Source organism: Kribbella sp. NBC_00709 (genome assembly GCF_036226565.1).
In the GTDB taxonomy this organism is placed as follows: domain Bacteria; phylum Actinomycetota; class Actinomycetes; order Propionibacteriales; family Kribbellaceae; genus Kribbella.
On record NZ_CP108996.1, the window covers coordinates 3,123,467 to 3,143,861 of the forward strand.

At 69.3% G+C, this 20,395-nt stretch carries 16 protein-coding genes; 9 read left to right on the forward strand and 7 right to left on the reverse strand.

Going from position 1 to position 20,395, the window contains the following annotated elements; genetic code table 11:
* Positions 1–106 precede the first annotated feature (106 nt).
* A complete protein-coding gene (locus tag OHA18_RS15370) occupies positions 107–430 on the forward strand; it encodes a rhodanese-like domain-containing protein (RefSeq protein ID WP_329004758.1) in 324 nt (107 codons plus the stop codon).
* A 1-nt stretch (position 431) separates the two neighbouring features.
* Here OHA18_RS15370 and OHA18_RS15375 read toward each other — a convergent pair whose 3' ends face one another.
* The 3 genes from OHA18_RS15375 to OHA18_RS15385 are packed head-to-tail and all read right to left on the reverse strand — an operon-like array spanning position 432 to position 3,299.
* Positions 432–1,580, reverse strand: coding sequence for a sensor histidine kinase (locus OHA18_RS15375; RefSeq protein WP_329004759.1), 1,149 nt, complete (start codon positions 1,578–1,580; stop codon positions 432–434).
* 5 nt (positions 1,581–1,585) lie between these two features.
* Positions 1,586–2,743 (reverse strand): sensor histidine kinase, encoded by a 1,158-nt coding sequence (locus OHA18_RS15380; RefSeq protein WP_329004760.1) that lies wholly within the window; start codon positions 2,741–2,743, stop codon positions 1,586–1,588.
* 13 nt (positions 2,744–2,756) lie between these two features.
* Positions 2,757–3,299, reverse strand: coding sequence for a hypothetical protein (locus tag OHA18_RS15385; protein ID WP_329004761.1), 543 nt, complete (start codon positions 3,297–3,299; stop codon positions 2,757–2,759).
* Positions 3,300–3,453: 154 nt separating this feature from the next.
* Here OHA18_RS15385 and OHA18_RS15390 point away from each other — a divergent pair, with 154 nt between their 5' ends.
* From OHA18_RS15390 to OHA18_RS15400, 3 genes are all read left to right on the forward strand, one after another.
* Positions 3,454–4,113, forward strand: a complete 660-nt coding sequence (locus OHA18_RS15390) for a response regulator transcription factor (protein ID WP_329004762.1) — start codon at positions 3,454–3,456, stop codon at positions 4,111–4,113.
* A 78-nt stretch (positions 4,114–4,191) separates the two neighbouring features.
* On the forward strand, positions 4,192–7,557 hold the full coding sequence (locus OHA18_RS15395) for a phosphodiester glycosidase family protein (RefSeq protein ID WP_329004763.1): 3,366 nt from the start codon (positions 4,192–4,194) through the stop codon (positions 7,555–7,557).
* Between the two features lie 10 nt (positions 7,558–7,567).
* Complete coding sequence (locus OHA18_RS15400) at positions 7,568–8,476, forward strand: S66 peptidase family protein (protein WP_329004764.1); 909 nt, start codon at positions 7,568–7,570, stop codon at positions 8,474–8,476.
* On the opposite strand, the gene OHA18_RS15405 is transcribed toward OHA18_RS15400, so the two are convergent.
* The 3 genes from OHA18_RS15405 to OHA18_RS15415 all read right to left on the reverse strand — a co-directional run bounded on the left by OHA18_RS15405 (position 8,448) and on the right by OHA18_RS15415 (position 13,849).
* Positions 8,448–10,226, reverse strand: coding sequence for a S9 family peptidase (locus OHA18_RS15405; RefSeq protein ID WP_329004765.1), 1,779 nt, complete (start codon positions 10,224–10,226; stop codon positions 8,448–8,450). The two genes, OHA18_RS15400 and OHA18_RS15405, sit on opposite strands and share 29 nt — an antisense overlap.
* A gap of 87 nt (positions 10,227–10,313) precedes the next feature.
* A complete protein-coding gene (locus tag OHA18_RS15410; protein ID WP_329004766.1) occupies positions 10,314–12,092 on the reverse strand; it encodes an ABC transporter ATP-binding protein in 1,779 nt (592 codons plus the stop codon).
* A complete protein-coding gene (locus OHA18_RS15415; protein ID WP_329004767.1) occupies positions 12,089–13,849 on the reverse strand; it encodes an ABC transporter ATP-binding protein in 1,761 nt (586 codons plus the stop codon). Before OHA18_RS15415 ends, OHA18_RS15410 begins: the two co-directional genes overlap by 4 nt.
* A 330-nt stretch (positions 13,850–14,179) precedes the next feature.
* Between OHA18_RS15415 and OHA18_RS15420 the strand changes: the two genes are divergently transcribed.
* Positions 14,180–15,589: an MFS transporter gene (locus tag OHA18_RS15420; protein WP_329004768.1), complete on the forward strand. Its 1,410-nt coding sequence runs from the start codon at positions 14,180–14,182 to the stop codon at positions 15,587–15,589.
* On the opposite strand, the gene OHA18_RS15425 is transcribed toward OHA18_RS15420, so the two are convergent.
* On the reverse strand, positions 15,576–16,592 hold the full coding sequence (locus OHA18_RS15425; RefSeq protein ID WP_329004769.1) for a GTP pyrophosphokinase: 1,017 nt from the start codon (positions 16,590–16,592) through the stop codon (positions 15,576–15,578). The two genes, OHA18_RS15420 and OHA18_RS15425, sit on opposite strands and share 14 nt — an antisense overlap.
* A 149-nt stretch (positions 16,593–16,741) precedes the next feature.
* Between OHA18_RS15425 and OHA18_RS15430 the strand changes: the two genes are divergently transcribed.
* The 4 genes from OHA18_RS15430 to OHA18_RS15445 are packed head-to-tail and all read left to right on the forward strand — an operon-like array spanning position 16,742 to position 20,386.
* Positions 16,742–17,935, forward strand: a complete 1,194-nt coding sequence (locus OHA18_RS15430; protein ID WP_329004770.1) for an ATP-binding protein — start codon at positions 16,742–16,744, stop codon at positions 17,933–17,935.
* Positions 17,936–17,984: 49 nt separating this feature from the next.
* On the forward strand, positions 17,985–18,839 hold the full coding sequence (locus tag OHA18_RS15435; protein ID WP_329004771.1) for a DUF3152 domain-containing protein: 855 nt from the start codon (positions 17,985–17,987) through the stop codon (positions 18,837–18,839).
* A gap of 42 nt (positions 18,840–18,881) precedes the next feature.
* A complete protein-coding gene (locus tag OHA18_RS15440; protein WP_329004772.1) occupies positions 18,882–19,727 on the forward strand; it encodes a hypothetical protein in 846 nt (281 codons plus the stop codon).
* Positions 19,724–20,386 (forward strand): alpha/beta fold hydrolase, encoded by a 663-nt coding sequence (locus OHA18_RS15445; RefSeq protein ID WP_329004773.1) that lies wholly within the window; start codon positions 19,724–19,726, stop codon positions 20,384–20,386. Before OHA18_RS15440 ends, OHA18_RS15445 begins: the two co-directional genes overlap by 4 nt.
* Positions 20,387–20,395: the final 9 nt, after the last annotated feature.

Below are 20,395 nucleotides of genomic sequence, written 5' to 3' on the forward strand. Positions count from 1 at the left end.
ACGGTCCGAAATCCGCCGCCCGGTGTCAATGAGTTATCCGGACTCCGGGCAACCGCCTTCCGGAACCGGCCACCTGGGGGCACCGCGGGTCTGACATGCTTGGGGCATGTTCCAGAACCAGGAGATCCCCTCGATGGTCGTGGCTGAGCTCGACGACGACCTGCTCGCGGAGGCGTTCGTGCTCGACGTGCGCGAGCCCGACGAGTGGGATCGCGGGCACATCGAGGGCGCCGTGCACATCCCGCTCGGCCAGCTGCAGGACCGGGTCGGTGAGGTGCCGCTGGACCAGAAGGTGCTCTGCGTCTGCGCGGTCGGCGGCCGCTCCGGGATGGCCACCCAGTTCCTGAACCAGCTCGGCCGCGAGGCCATCAACCTCGACGGCGGCATGCACGCCTGGCAAACCTCCGGCCGCCCGGTCAGCACCAACTGATCTAGCGCCGACCGAGTCCGCCGCGCCTGGCCCGGCGGCTGCCGCCGCCGGGCATCGTCGCCTCGACCAGCCAGCCGCCGGCGACTGGTCCCGCGACGAGCTGACCGCCCAGCTCCTGCACCCGTTCCCGCAGCCCGGCCAGCCCGCGCCCCGTGCCCGACAGCAACTGACGCTGCTGGGCCGCATCGCCGTTCGCGACGCGCACGGTCAGATCCCGGCCGGCGCCGTTGACCACGACGCGGACGGCGGCACCCGGTGCGTACCGGAGTGCGTTCGTCAGGCTCTCCTGCACGACCCGGAACGCCGCATGCGCGACCGGCGCCGACACCCCCTCGCGCGAACCCTCGAACCGGCACGACACGTCCAGCCCGCTCCGCGCCGCCCGGGTCACGATCTCCTCGATCAGCGACAGATCCGGCCCGCCGACCTCCATCCCGCCGAGCAACTCGACCAGTCGCCGCAGATCCTCGTGCCCCTGCCGCGCCGACTCCGCGAGCCCGGCGAACACCTGTGACGTCCCGACCGGATCCCGGTCGACCAGCCGCTGCCCGGCCGCTGCCTGGATCACCATCACGCTGATCGCATGCCCGACGATGTCGTGCAGCTCCGACGCGATCCGGGCCCGCTCGTGCTGTACGGCGAGTTCCGCGAACAGCTCGCGCTCCTCCTCGAGCTCACGCCCGCGCCGGGCAAGCGCTTCGGTCGCCTCGCGGTGCAACCGCAGTACCGTCCCGGCCAGGAAGCTCGGCACGCTGAACATGATCAACGGAACCTCGATACCGTCGCCGAGGATCACCCAGAGGACGGCCAGGTACGCCGCCAGCGCGCCCGCGACCGCCCACGCGGCCCGCCCCGACCAGCCGAGCGCCGCGACCAGAGTGATCAGCGCGAGGATCGCGAAGGCGGTATCCGGGAACCAGCCGTACGCGTTGAGCACCACTGGCACGAACAGGAGCGCACCGCCCAGGACGGCGACCAGCCGGGGATGGCTCCGCCACCACAGCAGCGTGAGACCACTCCCCATCAGCGCAGCCGTGAAGACGTTCCCGGCGATGGAAGTCGGCCAGCCATGGATCGCCGTAGGCAGGGCGATGACCGCGGCGACCAGCACCACGATCCCCACCGCTTCGAGCCTGCGCGCGCCGTTCATCTCAGTCAGCCGACCACCGGCAGCTGAGCGACAGCGCCCGCCCGGCCCTTGGTGACCTTCACGTCGACCGAACCACCCAGCAGCTTGGCGCGCTCCTTCGCCCGGGCCACCGCTGCCTTCAGGTCGGCAACCTCGCCGACCTGTCCGTTCACCCGGATCTCGAGCGCATCGGCCTCGAACCGCACCGACACCACGATCGGCGCATCGGCCTGATCGGCCAGCGCGGTCACCAGATGCTCGACGATCCGGTACGCCGAAAGCTCCACAGTTGCAGGCAATGCCCGCGGGTCACCCGTCACGACCAGCTGCGAGTGCGCCGTACGGAGCCGCGCGAGCAACGTGTCGAGATGAGCCACCGTCGGCGTCGGCGCGAACGCGACGTCGTCACCGCGCAGCAGCCCGACGATCTCCCGCATGTCGTCCAACGTCTGCCGGCTGCCCGACTCGATCGACTCCAGCACCGCCCTCGCCTCGGCCGGCGGCAACCCGTTCGCGGACTCGGCCGCCGTGCTCAGATCGGCGAGCCGCTCCTGCAGCAGCCCGTCGAGCTGCCGTGAGAGTCGCGCCCGATCGTCCGCGACGTCGAGCGCCGCCCGGTCGTCGCGCAATTGCCGCAGCTCCGCTTCGCGGTTCGCGAGCTCCTGGTTCAGCGCCGTACGGCGACGCGCCGCCAGCCCGACTCCGAAAACGATGCATACGATCGGCAGCGCGAGAAGGACCGCGCCCGGTCCGGTGGTCGCGTCGATCACCACCACGAGCACGGTCAGGACGATGCTGAGCCCGCACACGATCCAGGCGGTCGTCCGCCTGGCCGCCTGCGCCCCGAGGAACGCCAGTACGAACGCGAGTGGGAGACCCGCACCGCAGCGGGTCACCCACCCGAACAGCAGGTCGTGCGCGGCCATCGCCAGTACGGAGACCGTGGCAACGGCAAGGATGCCTCGCCGCCACCACAGCACCGGAATCGTCGCCGCCGCGAAGACCGGGATCATCCACAGCGAGTGCGAGCTCTGGGCGTGCACCATCGATCCCTCCGCGATGGCGCTGCGCACCTGAGCGTCGGACATCTGGGTGTTCTCCACCATCAGCAGGACGCCGAGCACGGTGAGGCCGCCCGCGATCCCCCCATCGCGGAGCTTGATGCCTTCAAAGACCCCACCCATGACCGGCTCCTACTCAAGCAGCCGTGCGCTCGTGGACCGTCGCCACTCCGGCGGTCTGCTTGGTGACTCGATTCTGCACGAGTACGCCGACCCCGTAGAAGAGCGCGATACCCGGCAGTGCGATCGCCAGCGCTCCGGCCACCGTGTCGATCGACGCGTCCCGCACCAGCATCACGAGCTGTACGACGACGACGCCCGCCAGACCGATCAGCTGGTTCAGCCAGGAGCCGGCGTACCGCGCGACGGCGTACGCGAGCGCGAAGCCCAGCGGGATGACGACGCCGCACCGGGTCACCCAGCCGAAGGCGATGACGTGGGCCAGCGTGGTGACCGCGGTGACGCCGACGACCGCGAGGATGTTGCGCCGGCGCCACAAGATGGGCAGCGTGACCAGCAGGAAGACCGGCAGCATCGCCCACGTGGTCGTCGACAGCGGGTGTGGCAGGTCGGCGTCGGTGGCCGTGATGTTCTCGACCATCAGCAGCGCACCCGCAGCGGTCATCAGGCCGGCCAGCACGTAGTCGAGGGGCCTGATCCCCTTCAAGATCTCGTTCATCGGATTGTCCTTTCGCTCCGGGTCTTCTGACCCCATGACGCGAAGGTAGATTTCGCCGCCCGTCGTCCACGTCTGGCGCAAGGACGATCCTTCGGACCCGGCGTCGTCCACAGGGATGACTGCGTCGGCCGCGCGGATGACGCACAATCAGCGTGTGTCCGACAAGATCCGCGTGCTGGTGGCCGACGACCAGACCCTCGTCCGCACCGGGTTCCGGGTGATCCTGGAGGCGGAGGGCGACATCGAGGTGGTCGCCGAGGCCGACACGGGTACGGCGGCCATCCGGCAGGCCCAGCTGGCCGCGCCGGACGTGATCCTGATGGACATCCGGATGCCCGAGCTCGACGGGCTGTCCGCGACCGAGCAGATCCGCCGGCAGCCGGACCCGCCGACGATCATCGTGCTGACCACCTTCGACCAGAACGAGTACGTCTACCGCGCACTGCGCGCCGGGGCGGCCGGGTTCCTGCTCAAGGACTCCCCGTCGACCCGGCTGATCGCGGCCGTCCGCGCAGCCGCGACCGGCGACTCGTTGATCGAGCCGGCGATCACGCGGCGGCTGGTCGAGCGTTTCGCCGAGCCGGTCGTCGCCCAGGGCCTGCCGACCGAGCTCCAGGCGTTGACCGAGCGCGAGCTCGAGGTACTGCGGCTGATCGCGCGCGGACTGTCGAACGCCGAGATCGCGGCCGAGCTCGTGGTGGCCGAGACGACCGTGAAGACGCACGTCGCCCGGGTGCTCACCAAGCTCGGGGTCCGGGACCGGGTGCAGGCGGTCGTGGTCGCCTACGAGACCGGATTCGCCAACCGCCGCTGAACAACAGGTGAAAGACCTTCCGGTTCAGCCCGCGAGAGGTTAGTTTGTCACAGCTGTCCGTCCGTTGGGGAGGCTCCTGTGTCGATCGTCCGTGCTCTGACCACAGCGGTAGGCGTCGGCGGCCTGCTGGCCGGCGTACTCGTCGATCCGGCCCTCGCCCAGATCAAGGGGATCGCCGATGCGGCGATCGCCGAGGACGGCGTGCTGACGTCGCGCGTCGACAGCCCGGTCGCTCCGGGCGTGAACTACACGTCGTTCGAGCGGCTCGACCCGAAGGGGTGGCAGCGCGGCGACATCCTCGACACCGACCTGGACAAGCACGGCGTGACCGTGGACCTGGTCAACAACGGCGGCAAGGTGTCCGGCGGCCAGCCGCTCAGTCAGCAGCTTGCCCGCAAGGGCGCGATCGCCGGCGTGAACGGCGACTTCTTCGACATCAACGACACCACCGCGCCGCTCGGTGTCGGCGTCGAGCAGAGCGGCAAGCTGCTCAACGCCCCGGCTGCCGGCCACAACGACACCGCGGTGATCGGCAAGGACGGCCTCGGCCAGATCGCCCAGCTCTTCCTGCAAGGTACGGCGACCGACGGCCCGACCAAGCTCGAGCTGACCAACCTGAACTCGCCGGCCGTCAACTCCGGCGGTATCGGCCTCTACACCCCGGAGTGGGGTGACGCGGTCCGGACCCGGACCGTGGACGGCCTGCCGACCGTCCGCGAGGTGATCCTTCGCGACGGTGTGGTCGTCTCCTCGGCCACCACTCCGGCAACCACCCCGTTGGCTGCGAACGAGCAGGCCCTGATCGGCCGCGAGGCCGGCGCCGACGCGCTCGCCGGGTTCGCGGTCGGCGACAAGGTCGAGCTGCAGTACGGCCTGCGCCCGGACGCGGCCGACGTCGCGGTCGGCATCAGCGGCAACTACCAGCTCGCGAAGGACGGCAAGGTCCCCGACGACGTACCGGACGCGGATCTCGCGCCGCGGACCGCGGTCGGGTTCGACGCCGACGGCGGCCGGATGATCCTGCTCACCGTCGACGGCCGGGCGACCGGATCCCGCGGGCTGTCGCTCAAGGAGATGGGGCAGCTGATGATCAGCCTCGGGGCTGACGACGCGCTCAATCTCGACGGCGGCGGCTCGTCCACGATGCTGGCCCGGACGCCGGGCAAGGCCGCGCCGGATGTGGTGAACGACCCGTCCGACGGCGGCGAGCGGCAGATCCCGAACGGTCTCGGTCTGCTGCCGGTCAAGGGCTCCGGCAAGCTGAAGGCCTTCCGCGTCGAGTCCGTCGGCACCTCCGAAGAGGGTCCCGACGCCGACATCTCCCGCAGCTCCCGCGTCCTCACCGGACTCAGCCGAGTCCTCACCGCCACCGGCTACGACGAGACCTACGCGCCGGCGGCCGGTACGCCGTCCTGGTACGCCGGCAGTAACGTCAGCGTCGACCAGCACGGTGTCGTCACCGGCCGCCGAGCGGGCGACGTCGTCGTCACCGCTGCCCGCGGCCCGGCGAACGGAAGGTTCCCGATGACAGTCCTCGGTACGCCGACCCGCCTCGCCCCCTCGACCCGCCAGGTGTCGCTCGCCGACTCCACCGCCAAGGGCTTCTTCGAGGTCGACGGGTACGACGCCGACGGGTTCTCCACCTGGATCGAACCGCGCGACGTCAAACTCAGCTACGACCCGGCCGCGGTCAAGATCGTTGCTACGCGCAACGGTTTCGAGGTGAACGCGCTGACCGACGACGCGGTCTCCACCGTGATCACCGCGAAGGTCGGTGCCCTGAGCACCCAGTTGAGTGTGACCGCGGGCCTCGCCAGCACGGTGGTCGACAAGCTGGACGATCTGACCAAGTGGGCGGCGAACGCCGTACCGGTCGGCGCGGCGACGGCGTCGCGCTCCGCTGCGGAAGGCCATGACGGCGGGCCGGCGATCGCGCTCGACTATTCGCTGACGGGCAGCACCGCGACGCGAGCGGCGTACCTCTCGCAGACTCCGCAGCAGACGCTGCCCGGACAGCCGCAGAAGCTCGGCGCCTGGATCTACGGCGACGGCAAGGGCGCGTGGCTGCGGGCGAACGCGTACGACGCGGCCGGCGGTACGGCGCAGACGCTCAACCTTGCGGCCGCTGTCGACTGGACCGGCTGGAAGTACGTCGAGGCGGACATCCCGCCCGGATTGACGTACCCGCTGCGGTTCTGGCGGATCTACGTCGTGGAGACCTCGCCGACCAGGCAGTACTCGGGCCGGATCATCATCGACGACCTGACCGTCCGGAGCGCGCCGCCGGTGACGATGGACCCGCCGGCGAAGGTGATCGACCCGATGGTCGTCACCGACGGGACGGTGACCGGCAACGGCCGCTGGCGGTTCGCGGTGATGTCGGACGCGCAGTTCACCTCCGACGACCCGAACTCCGACTACGTGAAGCAGGCCCGGCGGACGATCCGCGAGGCGCTCGCGCAGAAGCCCGACTTCCTGGTGATCAACGGCGATTTCGTGGACCGTGCCTTCGGGCCGGACATCGCGCTCGCCAAGCAGATCATCGACGAAGAGGTGGCCGGCAAGGTGCCGGTGCACTACGTGCCGGGCAACCACGAGACCTACGGACCGGGTGACCTGTCGGAGTGGAAGAAGGTCTTCGGGGCCGCGACCAGCACGTTCGACCACAAGGGCACCCGGTTCATCCTGCGCGATTCGTCGCTCGGGTCGCTGCGGGCCGGCGGCTTCGACCAGATCCTCGACCTGCGCAAACAGCTCGACGACGCGGCCACGAACAAGACGATCAAGAACGTCGTGGTGATGGCGCACCACCCGATCGACGACCCGTCGCCGACGCAGAACTCGCAGCTCGGTGACCGCAAGGAAGCCGCGATGATCGTCCAGTGGCTGGCCGACTTCCGGTCCTCCACCGGCAAGGGCGCGGCGTACATGGCGGCGCACGCCGGGACGTTCGCCGCGACCCGGACCGACGGTGTCCTGCTGCCGCTGACCGGCAACTCGGGCAAGAGCCCGGCCGCCGCACCGGACGCGGGCGGCTTCACCGGCTGGGCACTGGTCGGGATCGACCCGCACGCGACGGTTGCGCCGGCCGGTCAACGGAACTGGTCGGCGCCCGAGCGGTCCTGGTTCCAGGTCGAGCTGCGCCCGCACGTCGACTCGCTCGAGCTGGCCGCGCCCACGTCGCTGCGCCGCGGCCAGTCCGCCACCGCATCCGCCACGGTGATCCAGGAGGACCGGAGGGTTCCGGTCGCCTTCCCAGTCTCCGCGGACTGGTGGGGCTCGACGTTGCTCCACATCGGCCCGGCCAAGACCGCGCCGTTCTGGGCGGTCGCGTCGTACGACCCGGCGACCGGCCAGCTCACCGCCCTCCACCCGGGCACTGCACAGCTGGGTGTGACGGTGAACGGCGTCTCCAAGAGCACGACGCTGCGAGTGGATTGGTAGCGTCCTCGGCGTGACTGACGTAGTGGTGCCGCAGCGGCTGCGGAGTGGCGATCGGGTTGCTGTGGTGGCACCGTCGGGGCGGGTGGACGGCGCGCGCCTCCAGATCGGCGTGGAGCACCTCAGGTCGTGGGGGCTCGAGGTCGAGGTGATGCCGTCCGTGCTGGCCGGGCACGAGCGGTTCCAGTACCTGGCCGCGGACGACAAGGCCCGTGCCGAGGACCTGCGGAACGCCTGGCTGGACGAGCAGTTCGCTGCCGTGTTCTGTGCACGCGGAGGGTACGGCGTACAGCGGATGCTCGAGTACGTCGACTTCGACGAGTTGGTCGCCGTACCGAAGTGGTTCCTCGGGTTCAGCGACATCACTGCACTGCATGAGCCGCTCAACGCGCGTGGTCTGGTGACACTGCACGGGCCGATGGCTGCAGCTGTGGAGCAACTGGCGAACGAGGACGGCCGGGAACGGCTGCGGGCGTTGCTGTTCGAGCCGGAGAGCGTGACTGACCTGCTCGCACCCGGCGGCGCACGCACTGTGGTCGGCGGAGTCGCCGAAGGACGGCTGCTCGGCGGCAACCTGGCGTTGCTGGCCTCGAGCGTCGGTACGCCGACGTACGCGCGGCCGGTCGGCGTCGTCGTCCTCGAGGAGGTTGACGAGGCCAGCTACCGAGTGGACCGCATGCTCACCCAGCTGCTGCGAGCCGGGTGGTTCGATGAGGTGACCGGTCTGGTGATCGGCGACTTCAGCGGCATCCAGGACCCGATCGACGTCGTCCGCGAGCGCCTCGAACCCCTCGGCGTACCGATGGTGGAGGGCGCGGCGATCGGGCACGAGGCCCTCAACCTCGCCGTACCCCTCGGTCTGCCGGTACGACTGGACGCGACCGCCGCGACCCTCAGACCAGGTGCTCTCTCAGGAAGCTGAACGCCTGCGGGTAGGCGTCGAGGCGGTTCTTGAGTTTGGCGAGACCGTGGCCCTCGTCGGGGTACACCAGCAGCTGGCACGGAACGCCGCGCTTCGTCAGCGCCGCTGTGATCTGCTCGGCCTCCGACAGCGGCACGCGGGGGTCGTTGGCGCCGTGGATGACGAACAGCGGCGCCCGGATGTCGTCGACCCGGCTGAGCGGGCTCGCCGACTCCAGGAACTCGCGGTCCGTCGCCAGGTAGCCGTACTCGCGCTCGCGCATCGATCGCCGGTAATCGGAGGTGTTCTCCAGGAACGTCACCAGTGAAGCGATTCCGACGATGTCCACACCGGCCGCCCACAGATCCGGCTGGAACGAGACACCGGCCAGCACCATGTACCCGCCGTACGAACCACCCCAGAGCGCCGCCCGCGCCGGGTCTCCACCGATCGTGGGCAGCCAGGCGTTGATCGCCGCCAGGTCCTTCACCGAGTCCAGCCGTAGCTGTCGATCGTCGAGCGTGTACCAGCGCTTGCCGTAGCCGGCCGAGCCGCGCACGTTCGGCACGACGACGGTGTGCCCCTCGCCGGCCAGCGCCGCGATGATCGGGCTCCACATCCGCAGCGCCGCACCCTCCGGACCGCCGTGCACGTGGACCACAGTGGAACCCAGATCCGGTGCGGTCGGCCGGAACACGAACACCGGCACCTGCTCCCCGTCGAACGACGGCACCCGCAGACTCTCCGGATGCTGCAGCTCGACAGGCACCTCCACCGGTCGAACTGGAGTCAGCTCACCGCCCGGGACGAACCGGTACACGGTTGGCGGCGTGACCGGCGAGTTGTAGGTGATGGCAGCGAACGCGCCGTCGGACGACCAGATCGGATCCGGCGTTGCCATCGACAACGCTGCGACACCACCGGCGGGCAGCTCGAGCGGCGCGATGAGCGAGCCGTCCTCCAGCCGGTGCAGCGCCAGCTCCACCTCGCCGTCCTCCAGCATGGCGACCAGAAGGTGTTCGCCGTTCGGTGATGGCCACCCGGCCAGGTCACGAGCGTCGTCAACGAGTACGTCGCTCCACGTTGCGTCGACCACGTCGTACCGCCGGAGGGCCATCCGGTCGCGGTCCGCGTTCGTCGAGACGAGGAACGCCGACGAGTCCGGGAGCCAGGCGACGGCACCCTGGTCGTTGTGTGCGTCCTCCGGGGTCAGCTCGGTGACGGTCCGGCTCGACGTCTCGACCAGCAGGAGCTGCATCGAGTTCGCCGGGGTGCTCGCCTTCGAGAGGACGACCCACTTGTCGTCCGGGGACGGGTCGACGGCCATCACCCAGCCGCCTTCGTCGTACAGGACGGTGTCGCGACCCGTGCTCAGGTCGTGGGTGACCAGGTCGAAGTCGACGCCGTTGCGGCGGTTCGTGGTGTAGAGCACGCGACCGGTCCGGGCGGCGACCAGGTGGTGGATGTACTCCGCGTCGTGCACCAGCGGGGTCAGTGTGGGCAGGCCGGGCTCGTCGAGGTCGAGCAGGGACAGCTGACCGCGCTCGTCCCCGCCGGTGTCGTGCTCGATGACCACGCGGCTGCTGCCGGGCACGAACCGGGCGCCGCGGCAGGTGTCGCCGAGATCGGTGAGCGCACGCCAGGTCCCGTCCGGGGCGACCTCGTTGACCTGGCGGGTGCCGGTGCCGTCGTACAGCACCAGCATCCGGCCCTCGTCGTCCACATCGAGGGCCATCGTGGTGGGCAAGGAGAAGAGCGTCGTCAGCAGCACGCGTTCATCCTCACACGCCCCCAGGCGCTTACGTCCGAAGATCCGAGGCCTATAGGCCGCAATCCTTCGGACGTAAGCGCCGGAATGTCAGCGTTCGCCGTGCCAGGAGTGCCAGAGCGCGGCGTACGGGCCTTCGGCGCCGACCAGCTCGTCGTGGCCGCCGAGCTCGACGATCTTGCCGTCCTCGACGACGGCGATCACGTCGGCGTCGTGTGCGGTGTGCAGCCGGTGCGCGATCGCCACCACGGTCCTGCCCTCCAGAACGGTCGCCAGGGACCGCTCCAGATGCCGGGCCGCGCGCGGGTCCATCAACGAGGTCGCCTCGTCCAGGACCAGCGTGTGCGGGTCTGCGAGCACCAGCCGGGCCAGGGCGACCTGCTGCGCCTGGGCCGGCGTCAGCGAGACCCCACCGGACCCCACCTCGGTGTCCAGCCCGTCGTCGAACCCAGCGACCCAGCCGTCGGCGTCCACCGAACGCAGCGCCGCCCAGAGGTCGGCGTCGGTCGCGCCCTGCCTGGCCAGCCGCAGGTTGTCCCGGACACTTCCGACGAACACGTGGTGCTCCTGGTTGACCAGGGCCACGTGGCTCCGGACCTGCTCCGCAGACATCTGGTCGAGCGCCGCACCACCCAAGGTGATGTCACCGACGCGCGGCGAGTAGATGCCTGCCAGCAGACGACCCAGGGTCGACTTCCCTGCACCAGAAGGCCCTACGAGTGCCACGCGGGCACCCGGCTCGACCGTCAGCGTCACACCGTGCAGGACGTCGCGGCCCTCCAGGTAGCCGAACCGCACGTCGTCGGCCAGCACAGTCCGGCCGTCCGGCTCGGCGTCGCTCGCTGTCTCTTCGGTCTCCACCTCACGCACGCCGACCAGTCGGGCCAGCGACACCTGCGCCACCTGCAGCTCGTCGTACCAGCGGATCATCATGTTGACCGGCTCGACCAGCATCTGGATGTACAGCGCACCGGTGGTGAGCGCGCCGACCGTGATCCAGCCCTGGATGGCGAAACCGCCACCGATCACCAGCACGGCGGCCAGCGCCACCGTGTGGGTCATGTTGATCACCGGGAACAGGATCATCCGCAGGTACAGCGTGTACCGCTCCCAGGCGACCCACTGACCGATCCGGGTGTCACCCAGCTTAATGCGGCGGTCGCCCAGCCGGTGCGACTCGACGGTCCGGCCGGCGTCGACGGTCTCGGCCAGCGCGGACGCGACCGCGGCGTACCCGGCCGCTTCCGACCGGTACCCCGATGGTGCGCGCCGGAAGTACCAGCGACCACCGACGATCAGGATCGGCGCGGCGATCACCACTGCGACGGCCAGCGGCGGTGCGGTGACGACAAGAGCACCGATCAGCAGTCCGGCCCAGATCACCGCGATCGTCAGCTGCGGTACGGCGTCCCGCATGGCGTGCGAGAGCCGGTCGATGTCCGTGGTGATCCGGGACAGCAGGTCACCGGTCCCGGCGCGCTCCAGCACGCCGGGCGGCAGTCCGACCGCACGGACGAGGAAGTCCTCGCGCAGGTCGGCGAGCATCTCCTCGCCCATGACCGCACCGCGCAGCCGCGTCAGCCGGACGAACACCGTCTGCACCACCAGGGCGATGACGAAGCCCATCACGACGTACGGGAGGTTCACGTCGGTCTTGCCTTGCGACAGCTTCTCGACCACGTTGCCGAGCAGCCACGGGCCGACCATGCCGCTCAGCGCAGCCACTGCGTTCACCAGCGTCAGCCAGCCGAACGCACGGCGATGCCGGCGGAACAACAGCTTCAGGTAGGAGCGCACAGTCGCGCTGCCTGCCACCGGGAGCCGCACTACTTCCTGTGGGGCTGCCGGGTCGTACAGAGGGCGCTTCACGCCATCTCCTCAAGAGTGGGTTCTTCTTCACGGGTCACGACCGCGCGGTACCGCGGGCTGGTGTGCAGCAGCTCGTGGTGCGTACCGACTGCGTCGACGCGACCGTCCGGCACGAACACCACCCGCTCCGCCCGATCCAGCATCAGCGGGCTCGAGGTGAACACCACCGTGGTCCGCCCGGCGCGCAGCAGCTGCAGACCGTCGGCGATCCGCGCCTCGGTGTGCGCATCCACGGCACTGGTCGGCTCATCCAGCACGAGCACCTGCGGGTCGACGTACAGCGAGCGAGCCAAGGCCACCCGCTGCCGCTGACCGCCGGACAAGGAGCGTCCGCGCTCGGTCAGCACGGCGTTCATCGCGTCGGACTGACCGGCAGGCAGCGTCTGCCGCAGTACGTCGAGAATGTCGGCGCACTGCGCAGCGTCCAGCGCTGTCTCCGGCGACACCACGCCACTGGCCGGCACGTCGAACAGCTCGCGCACCGTCCCGGACAACAGCACCGGGTCCTTGTCCTGCACGAGCACAACGGTGCGCGCGGACTCCAGCGGGATGTCGTCCAGCCCGACGCCGCCAAGGAGCACTGACGCCTCACCATCAGCTGTCGGGCTGTGACCACCCAGCCGGTCGGCCAGCAGGCCACCGGCGTCCGGGTTGCCGGACACGACAGCGGTGAAGCTCCCGGCCGGGACGTGCAGGCCGGTGACCGGGTCGAGCAGGTCACCCTGCGGCAGCTGCGCCTCTGCGGTGCCCATCGTCTCGTCGGTCCGCTGCAGCGACAGCACTCGCGCGGCACGGCGGGCCGACACCTTCGAGAAGATGAACGCGCTCGCCGTCTCCTCGAACGTGTGCAGCGGCACCAGCATGAACGTGATGAACCCGTACGTCGTGACGAGCTCGCCGACCGAGATCCGGCCGGACGTCACCATCCGGACACCCATCCAGACGACGACCACCAGGAACACTCCGAACAGCAGCACCTGCAGCGCCGCGATCAGCGACCACATCCGCGCACTGCGGACCGCACTGCTCCGGTACTGCTGCGAAGCCTCGCGGTACCGGTCCAGGAACAGCTGCTCGCCGCCGATACCGCGCAGCACGCGCAGACCGGCGACCGTGTCGGCAGCCAGCTCGGTGGCACGGCCGCCCTTCGCCCGCTGCTCGTCCGCACGGCGCTCCGCGGGACCCATCAACGGCACGATCGAGAACGCGAGCACCGGCACGGCGATCGCGACCACCAGGCCGAGCTGCGGTTCGTACAGCAGCAGGCCGATCACCACGGCGAAGCAGGTCAGCAGGGCGGCGGCGAACCGGCCCACGACCTCGACGAACCAGCCGATCTTCTCGACGTCGCCGCTGCTCACGGCGACGACCTCGCCGGCAGCGATCCGGCGGGTCAGCAGCGAGCCGAGCTCCGCGGCCTTGCGGAAGAGCAGTTGCTGCAGGCGGGACGCAGTGCTGATCCAGTTCGTCACCACGGCGCGGTGGAAGAACGAGTCGGCGCCGGCCTTGGCCGCGCCGAACGCCAGCAGCAGCCCACCGGCCAGGATCAGCTTGGGCCACGACAGGTCGATCGCCGCCTGCACGGCGATCCCGACGGCAACCGGAGCGGCGGCGATGCCGCCGAAGTAGACCAGCCCCCAGAACACTGCGAGGGCCTGCCCGCGCAGCTGCTGGTGCTCCAGCCAGATGATGAGTCGGAGACCGGACCGGGTGTCCGGCACACCCGGGTCGGCGAATGGGACAAGGCGCAAAGACATGACGTCTCACAAGAGGCGTAGAAGGGTGAAAAGGGGCACCTGACCAGGCGAATGCATCAAGCGTAGGCGGCCCCGCCGACAGTCCGTCAAACCCTTTTCGGCCCGTGGATCCGCAGCCTCGTCCAGGGAGGCCCCAGCGGCCGCGCAGAACAGTGCGAGCGAGGCAATCACGTAGCCGATCGACGGACCGAGGTCGGTGACGCCCGCCTTGGTCCAGGGCAGATGGAAGTGCTCGGCGGTGGAATTCGCTGCGCCAGCCCTCTGGGCCCGGTTCTTTCGGAGGGTTATACAGTTTTCAACGTTTGACTTTCACGAGGCGGGGAGGGCGGCGTGCAGGAGTTGAGCCGCCGGCGGCGGTTGCTGGTCCTCGGCATCTGTTGCTCGAGCCTGTTCATCGTGGGGCTCGACTCGACGATCGTGAACCTGGCGCTGCCGGCGATCCGGTCCGAGTTCGGAGCCTCGGTCGCCAAGCTGCAGTGGACGATCGACGCCTACACGCTGGTGCTGGCCAGTCTGCTGATGGTGTCCGGGTCGACGGCGGACCGAGTCGGTCGGCGGCGGACGTTCCAGGCCGGTCTGGTGCTGTTCGGGATCGGGTCGTTGCTGTGCGGAGTCGCGCCGACCATCGACCTGCTGATCGCGTTCCGGGTGCTGCAGGCCGTCGGCGGCTCGATGCTGAACCCGGTCGCGATGTCGATCATCACCAACACGTTCACGAGCCCGCGCGAACGGGCGCAGGCGATCGGTGTCTGGGGCGGTGTGGTCGGGCTGAGCATGGCAGTCGGGCCGGTGGTGGGCGGTGCGCTCGTCGACGCGGCGGGATGGCGCTTCATCTTCTGGATCAACGTTCCGGTGACGGTGGCCGCCGTACTGATGACCGCGTTCTTCGTACCGGAGTCACGGGCGGCGGTGCCGCGGCGGATGGATCCGGTCGGGCAGGTGCTCGTCGTACTGCTGCTCGGTGGGCTGACGTACGGAATCATCGAGGGCCGTACGGCCGGTTGGGGTTCGCCGCTGATCATCGGGTGCTTCGTCGTGTGCGTGGTGGCCGCGGTGACACTGGTGTACTACGAACGCCGGCGGGACGAGCCGTTGCTGGAGCCCCGGTTCTTCCGGAGCGCGCCGTTCTCGGGAGCCACGCTGATCGCAGTGTTCGGCTTCTCGGCGCTGTCGGGGTTCCTGTTCCTCAACTCGCTCTATCTGCAGTCGGCCCGTGGTTTCACCGCACTGCATGCCGGTTTGCTGACGCTGCCGATGGCTGCGATGACTGTGGTGTTCGCACCGATCTCTGGCTGGCTGGTCGGCCACCGTGGACCGCGAATACCTCTGGTGGTCGCTGGAGTCATGCTGACGGCGTCCGGTCTGATCCTGTCTCGGCTGGGCACCTCCACCTCGACGACGCAGTTGCTGATCGGCTATCTGGTCTTCGGGCTCGGCTTCGGCATGCTGAACGCCCCCATCACCAACGCAGCAGTCTCCGGCATGCCACGCGCCCAGGCCGGCGTCGCAGCCGCCATCGCCTCGACCAGCCGACAGGTAGGCGCCTCATTGGGCGTCGCGATCGCCGGCACCGTCCTCACCGCCCGCCTGGTCGGCCCACTCGAAACAGGCTTCGTCGACGCCGCCAGGCTCTGCTGGTACATCATCGCCGGCTGTGGGGCGCTGGTCCTCGTACTCGGCCTGATCACCACGAGCCGCTGGGCACAGCGAACCGCGGAGGCTCTAGTCAAGGCTGGATGATGCCGGCTCGGGTGAGGGCCTTCAGGCGGCCGCGGAGGATCTTTTGGCGGCGTTCCTCGTCGGGGAACAGGTCCAGGTAGTCAGGTCCCTTGGCGGCGAGGAGGTCGTCGTCCAGGCGTCGTACCGTGCCGGCTGGTGCCCGGTGGGTCATGGCGGACTGGACTGCCTCGCTGTCGATGCCGGTGAGGAGGTCGGTGAGCTCCTCCTCGGTGGTGACGCCGATCCGGTGCAGGACGCCGAGGATCCAGGCGTAGTGGGTGGTCTTGGCGTGCGGCGCGTCCGGGTACCGCCGGGTCAGGTACGTCGTCAGCGTGCCGGTCGTCAGGTCCAGCGGGGCCTTGTCCGACGCGGTCGCCGCCAGCTCGCGGTACAGCCGGTCGATCTCGGTGAACTCGTTGTCGGCCAGCTCCATCAACGCCGCCGCGAGCAGGAACCGCCGGTCGAACTCCGGCCTGCGTCCCGGCGGGATGTCCAGCTTGTACCTGATGTCGTGCTCGAACTCGGCCCACGCGTGCTGTACCGCCGTACGGACCTGGATCTCCATCACCAGGTTCTTCAGGACCGCGTACTCCGGCAGCTCCCGGCGGTGCGCGTTCAACCGGACCAGGTAGTGCTTGCTCGCGTACCCGAACACGCCCTGCGCCCGCGTGTGCGCGCCCATGTCGGTGTGCTCGACGATCTCGAACTCTTCCTCGATCACCTCGCACACCCGGTCTACGGCCTCGACCAGGAACGTGATCACCCGGGCCGCCACCAGGTCGGTGATCTGGTTCAGCGGGTCGTCGTACTTCGGTCTGCCGGGGTCGTCCGGGTGCGATTTCGACGCCTTCGCGAGGAAGGACTCCGGGTCCTTGGCGCGGGCGGTCGCGGTCAGGTAGTTGATGCCTTCTTCTTCACCGATCAGCTCGTTGATCAGTGACTCGAGCTTGCGCGCGCCACCGACGTACTGCTGATGCACCCGCTCGTACAACGTCCCCGCCTGGCGAGCCCACTCCACCTGCATGCCGGAACGATAGTGCTCTTCGGGTCGCTCGTGCTGTCTATCGTTTTCTAGTCATTTTGCTAGAAAGCTGTAGAGACCGGTCGCGACACGCTCTGGTCGTTGATTGGTCAATCTACGGAAAACGCTAGACGGGCTCATAGAGTGAAAGCATGGATCCGATCCGGAATCCCTATGCGCCCGGCGCCGGTCAGCGGCCGCCTGAGCTGGCCGGACGCGACATCGAAGTGCGGCAGTTCGAGGTGGTCCTCGAGCGGGTCGCAGCAGGCAGGCCGGAGCGGAGCCTGGTGCTCAGCGGACTCCGGGGTGTGGGCAAGACGGTGCTGCTGAACACGTTGCGTTCGCAGGCGATCAAGCGCGCCTGGGGCACCGGGAAGATCGAGGCGCGACCGGACCAGAGCGTCCGGCTGCCGATCGCGCAGGCATTGCACACCGCGATGCGGGAGCTGGGGCATCGGCATCGCGACGACGAGCGGGTCGACCAGTTCAGCGCCGTACTGAAGGCTTTCGCGCTGCGGACCGGGGCCGAGGACCGGAAGGGGATCCGGTGGCATCCGCCGGTGGATGTGGCCGCGGCGAAGGGGCGGGCCGACTCCGGTGACCTGGAGATGGACCTGATCGAGCTGTTCACCGACGCTGCTGATCTGGCCGGTGACTTGTCGGTGGGCGTCGGACTGTTCATCGACGAGATGCAGGACATCAGTGCGGACGACCTGTCTGCGCTGTGCGCCGCCTGCCACGAGATCTCGCAGCAGAGCGCGCCACTGGTCGTCGTGGGCGCCGGTCTGCCGCATCTGCCCGCCGTACTGTCAGCCAGCAAGTCGTACTCCGAGCGGCTCTTTCGGTATATCCGCGTCGACCGACTGGCTCGTGACGCGTGCGACCGCGCGCTGATGGTGCCGGCGGAGAGCGAAGGAGTGCAGTACGACGAGGAGGCGCTGGACGAGCTGTATGCGCAGACGGACGGCTACCCGTACTTCGTGCAGGCCTTCGCGCACTCCACGTGGGACCACGCGCCTACGTCACCGATCACCATCAAGGACGTCGCTGTCGCAGCTCCGGAGGCGTCCGCCGAACTCACCACCGGCTTCTTCGGCTCCCGCTACGAGCGGGCCACGCCTGCCGAGCGCGAGTACATGCGAGCCATGGCTGAACTAGGCATCGGGGTGGACGACGGCTCCGTCCCCACCGCCGAGGTAGCCAGCACCCTCAACCGCAAACCCCAGTCCTTGTCCCCCGCCCGAGACGGCCTGATCAAGAAAGGCCTCGTCTTCTCCGCCGAACGCGGAACCGTAGCCTTCACCGTCCCCCACTTCGGAAAATTCCTCCGCACCCGCACGGCTTAACGAAACTGCTCTTTCGTGTACCGGCATCGAGTGGATAGGGTCGAGTGTCATGACCACCCGGCGGAGCGGCCAGCAGGCGGACACGCGTCAGCGGCGGTCTGGTGGGCGGCACAGTCGGCGGAAGTCTTATCGCGGCCAGTGGTTTGCGGTGACTGCATTGGCTGTGGTGGGGACTGTCGTCGTGGCGCATCCGGATGTGGCGCATCGGGCGAGTTTGGCGGCTGAGGTGGTGGCGGGGGCCAGTGAGCCGACCGTGTCGGTGACGGTTCCGGTGGTGACGCCGACGCCGGTGGCTACGCCGACTCAGAAGTTCACCACTCCGTTGCGGCCGGCGCCGACCCTGACGCGGAAGCCGAAGGGCGCGAAGCCGAATGTGCTGGTCTCGACCGGGAAGCTTGCCGTGGTGCCTGGGTTCGACAAGGCGAGCGGGGTGCGGGACAAGCTGACGTACCGCGTGGAGATCGAGCAGGGGGTGTCCGTCAACGGAGCCGCTGTCGCCGCGGCCATCCACAAGACGTTGACCGATCCGCGTGGGTGGCAGGCGCTGCATCCGGTGAGCTTCGAGCGGACCGACAAGGTCGACGCCGATCTGCGGATCATCCTCGCGACGCCGGCTCTGACCGACAAGCTCTGTCTGCCGCTCGACACCGGCGGTGAGGTGTCCTGCCGCGTCGAGGACCGGGTGGTGCTCAACGCCAAGCGGTGGATGTACGCGATCCCGGCGTACAAGGGGAACGTCGAGCTCTACCGCAGCTACCTGGTCAACCACGAGGTCGGCCACGCGCTCGGGCACGGCCACTCGACCTGTACCAAGCCGAAGACCCCCGCACCGGTGATGATGCAGCAGACCAAGGGCTTGGCCGGCTGTCTGCCCAACGCCTGGCCGACCATCAAGGCCACCTGAGAAGCTAGGCCTGAGATCTAGTACGACGGGAGGAGCAGAGCGATGTCGTCACAGGACTTCCCGACGTACGGCCGGGGCGAGCAGCCCGGGCAGCAGCAGCGGCCCGGTCAGCAGCAGCGGCCCGGTGAAGAGCAGCACTACGCCCCGCCCACGCCGTACGGCGGTGGCACCTACGGCACCGGCCGCGACGCCCCGCCGCACACGGGCCCGTACGCCGACCCGCAGCCTTACGGATCCCCACCAGGCCAGTACGGCGCGCCGCACCAGGCCCCGCATCACAACCAGCCGCCGACGTACCGCCCAGGTCAGCCGTACGGCGCTCCGTCGAGCCCTGAGCCGCATGACCTCCCGGCGTACGGCCGGGACCAGCCGGTGGCCCCGCGCGACCCACGTGCTGCCAGGGTCGTCGGCCTGGCCACCGCGATCGCCGGGTTGTACGGACTGCTCGTCATCTCGGTCCAGCGGGTCTCGCTGCGCGACATCTCGCAGGCGCCGGGCTCACCGCTCAACCACCCGCTTCGCACCGACGTGATCGACGCGATCGGTCAGCTGCTGCTCGTGGTGGTCGGCGCCGTTGCGCTGGCGATGTGGATCCGCGACGTCCTCGCCCGCCGGAAGGCAGGTCGCCAGCCCGAGCTGATCGAGTTGGTCGGTCTGTTGCTGGTAGCGGTCTCCGCAGTGCTGATCCTGGTCTGGCTGATCATGGTGCTGTCCACCGGGCTGGGCGCCTCCGACGGAGGGGTCCACCGGCTGCCCACGGCGTACGGCTGGGGTGGCGCCGGCCTGCTGATCCTCGCCGTCGGCCTGTTCCTCGGGTACCGCGAACTGAAGCCCGACGTACCGAACCCGGTCGTCCAGGGCCCACCGGTCAAGGCACCCTGGGAGTGAGCGCACCTGTCGTCCTGGTGCCGGGTCTGGGCCTCGGCCCCGAGTCGTACGCCCGGACCGTCGAGCATCTCGTCACGCCGTACCACGTGGTCACCCTGCCCGGGTACGGCGAACCGGCCGGTGCCCGCGAGGACCTGCACCCACGCGCCCTCGCGGTAGCCCTGGCCGGGAAGATCCGCGAGCGGTCCGTCCTCGTCGGCCACTCGGCGAGCTGCCAGATCGTCGTCGAAACCGCAGTCCGGTACGCCGACCTCGCACACGCCGTCGTACTAGTGGCGCCGGCCGGTGACACGCGGATGTCCAGCTGGGTCGACCGAACGGTCCGCTGGCTCGGATCCGCCGTACCGGACTCGCCCAAGCTGATCCGGACCGTCACCCCGCAGTACGTGCGGACCACGCTGCCGACGATGGCCCGCGCCGGCGAGGCCTCCCGGCACCACGATCTGGCCGGCGTGATCTCCCGGGTCAAGGCACCGGTCTTCATCGTCCGCGGCAAGCACGACCTGCTCTCGACTGCGGAGTGGGTCGAGCGGCTGGCCGAGCTCAGCCACGGCGAGGCCCGGACCCTGGACACCGGCGCCCACATGCCGGTCGTCACCAACGGCCCAGAGCTGGCCGCTCTCATAGAACGAGCAGCCGCCCTACCGGAAACTAGCTGACGAGTTAAA

Coding starts and splice junctions, on each gene's coding strand:
- OHA18_RS15370 (WP_329004758.1), top strand. CDS start 107: ATGTTCCAGAACCAGGAGATCCCCTCGATGGTCGTGGCTGAGCTCGAC.
- OHA18_RS15375 (WP_329004759.1), bottom strand. CDS start 1,580: ATGAACGGCGCGCGCAGGCTCGAAGCGGTGGGGATCGTGGTGCTGGTC.
- OHA18_RS15380 (WP_329004760.1), bottom strand. CDS start 2,743: ATGGGTGGGGTCTTTGAAGGCATCAAGCTCCGCGATGGGGGGATCGCG.
- OHA18_RS15385 (WP_329004761.1), bottom strand. CDS start 3,299: ATGAACGAGATCTTGAAGGGGATCAGGCCCCTCGACTACGTGCTGGCC.
- OHA18_RS15415 (WP_329004767.1), bottom strand. CDS start 13,849: ATGTCTTTGCGCCTTGTCCCATTCGCCGACCCGGGTGTGCCGGACACC.
- OHA18_RS15425 (WP_329004769.1), bottom strand. CDS start 16,592: ATGCAGGTGGAGTGGGCTCGCCAGGCGGGGACGTTGTACGAGCGGGTG.
- OHA18_RS15430 (WP_329004770.1), top strand. CDS start 16,742: ATGGATCCGATCCGGAATCCCTATGCGCCCGGCGCCGGTCAGCGGCCG.
- OHA18_RS15435 (WP_329004771.1), top strand. CDS start 17,985: ATGACCACCCGGCGGAGCGGCCAGCAGGCGGACACGCGTCAGCGGCGG.
- OHA18_RS15440 (WP_329004772.1), top strand. CDS start 18,882: ATGTCGTCACAGGACTTCCCGACGTACGGCCGGGGCGAGCAGCCCGGG.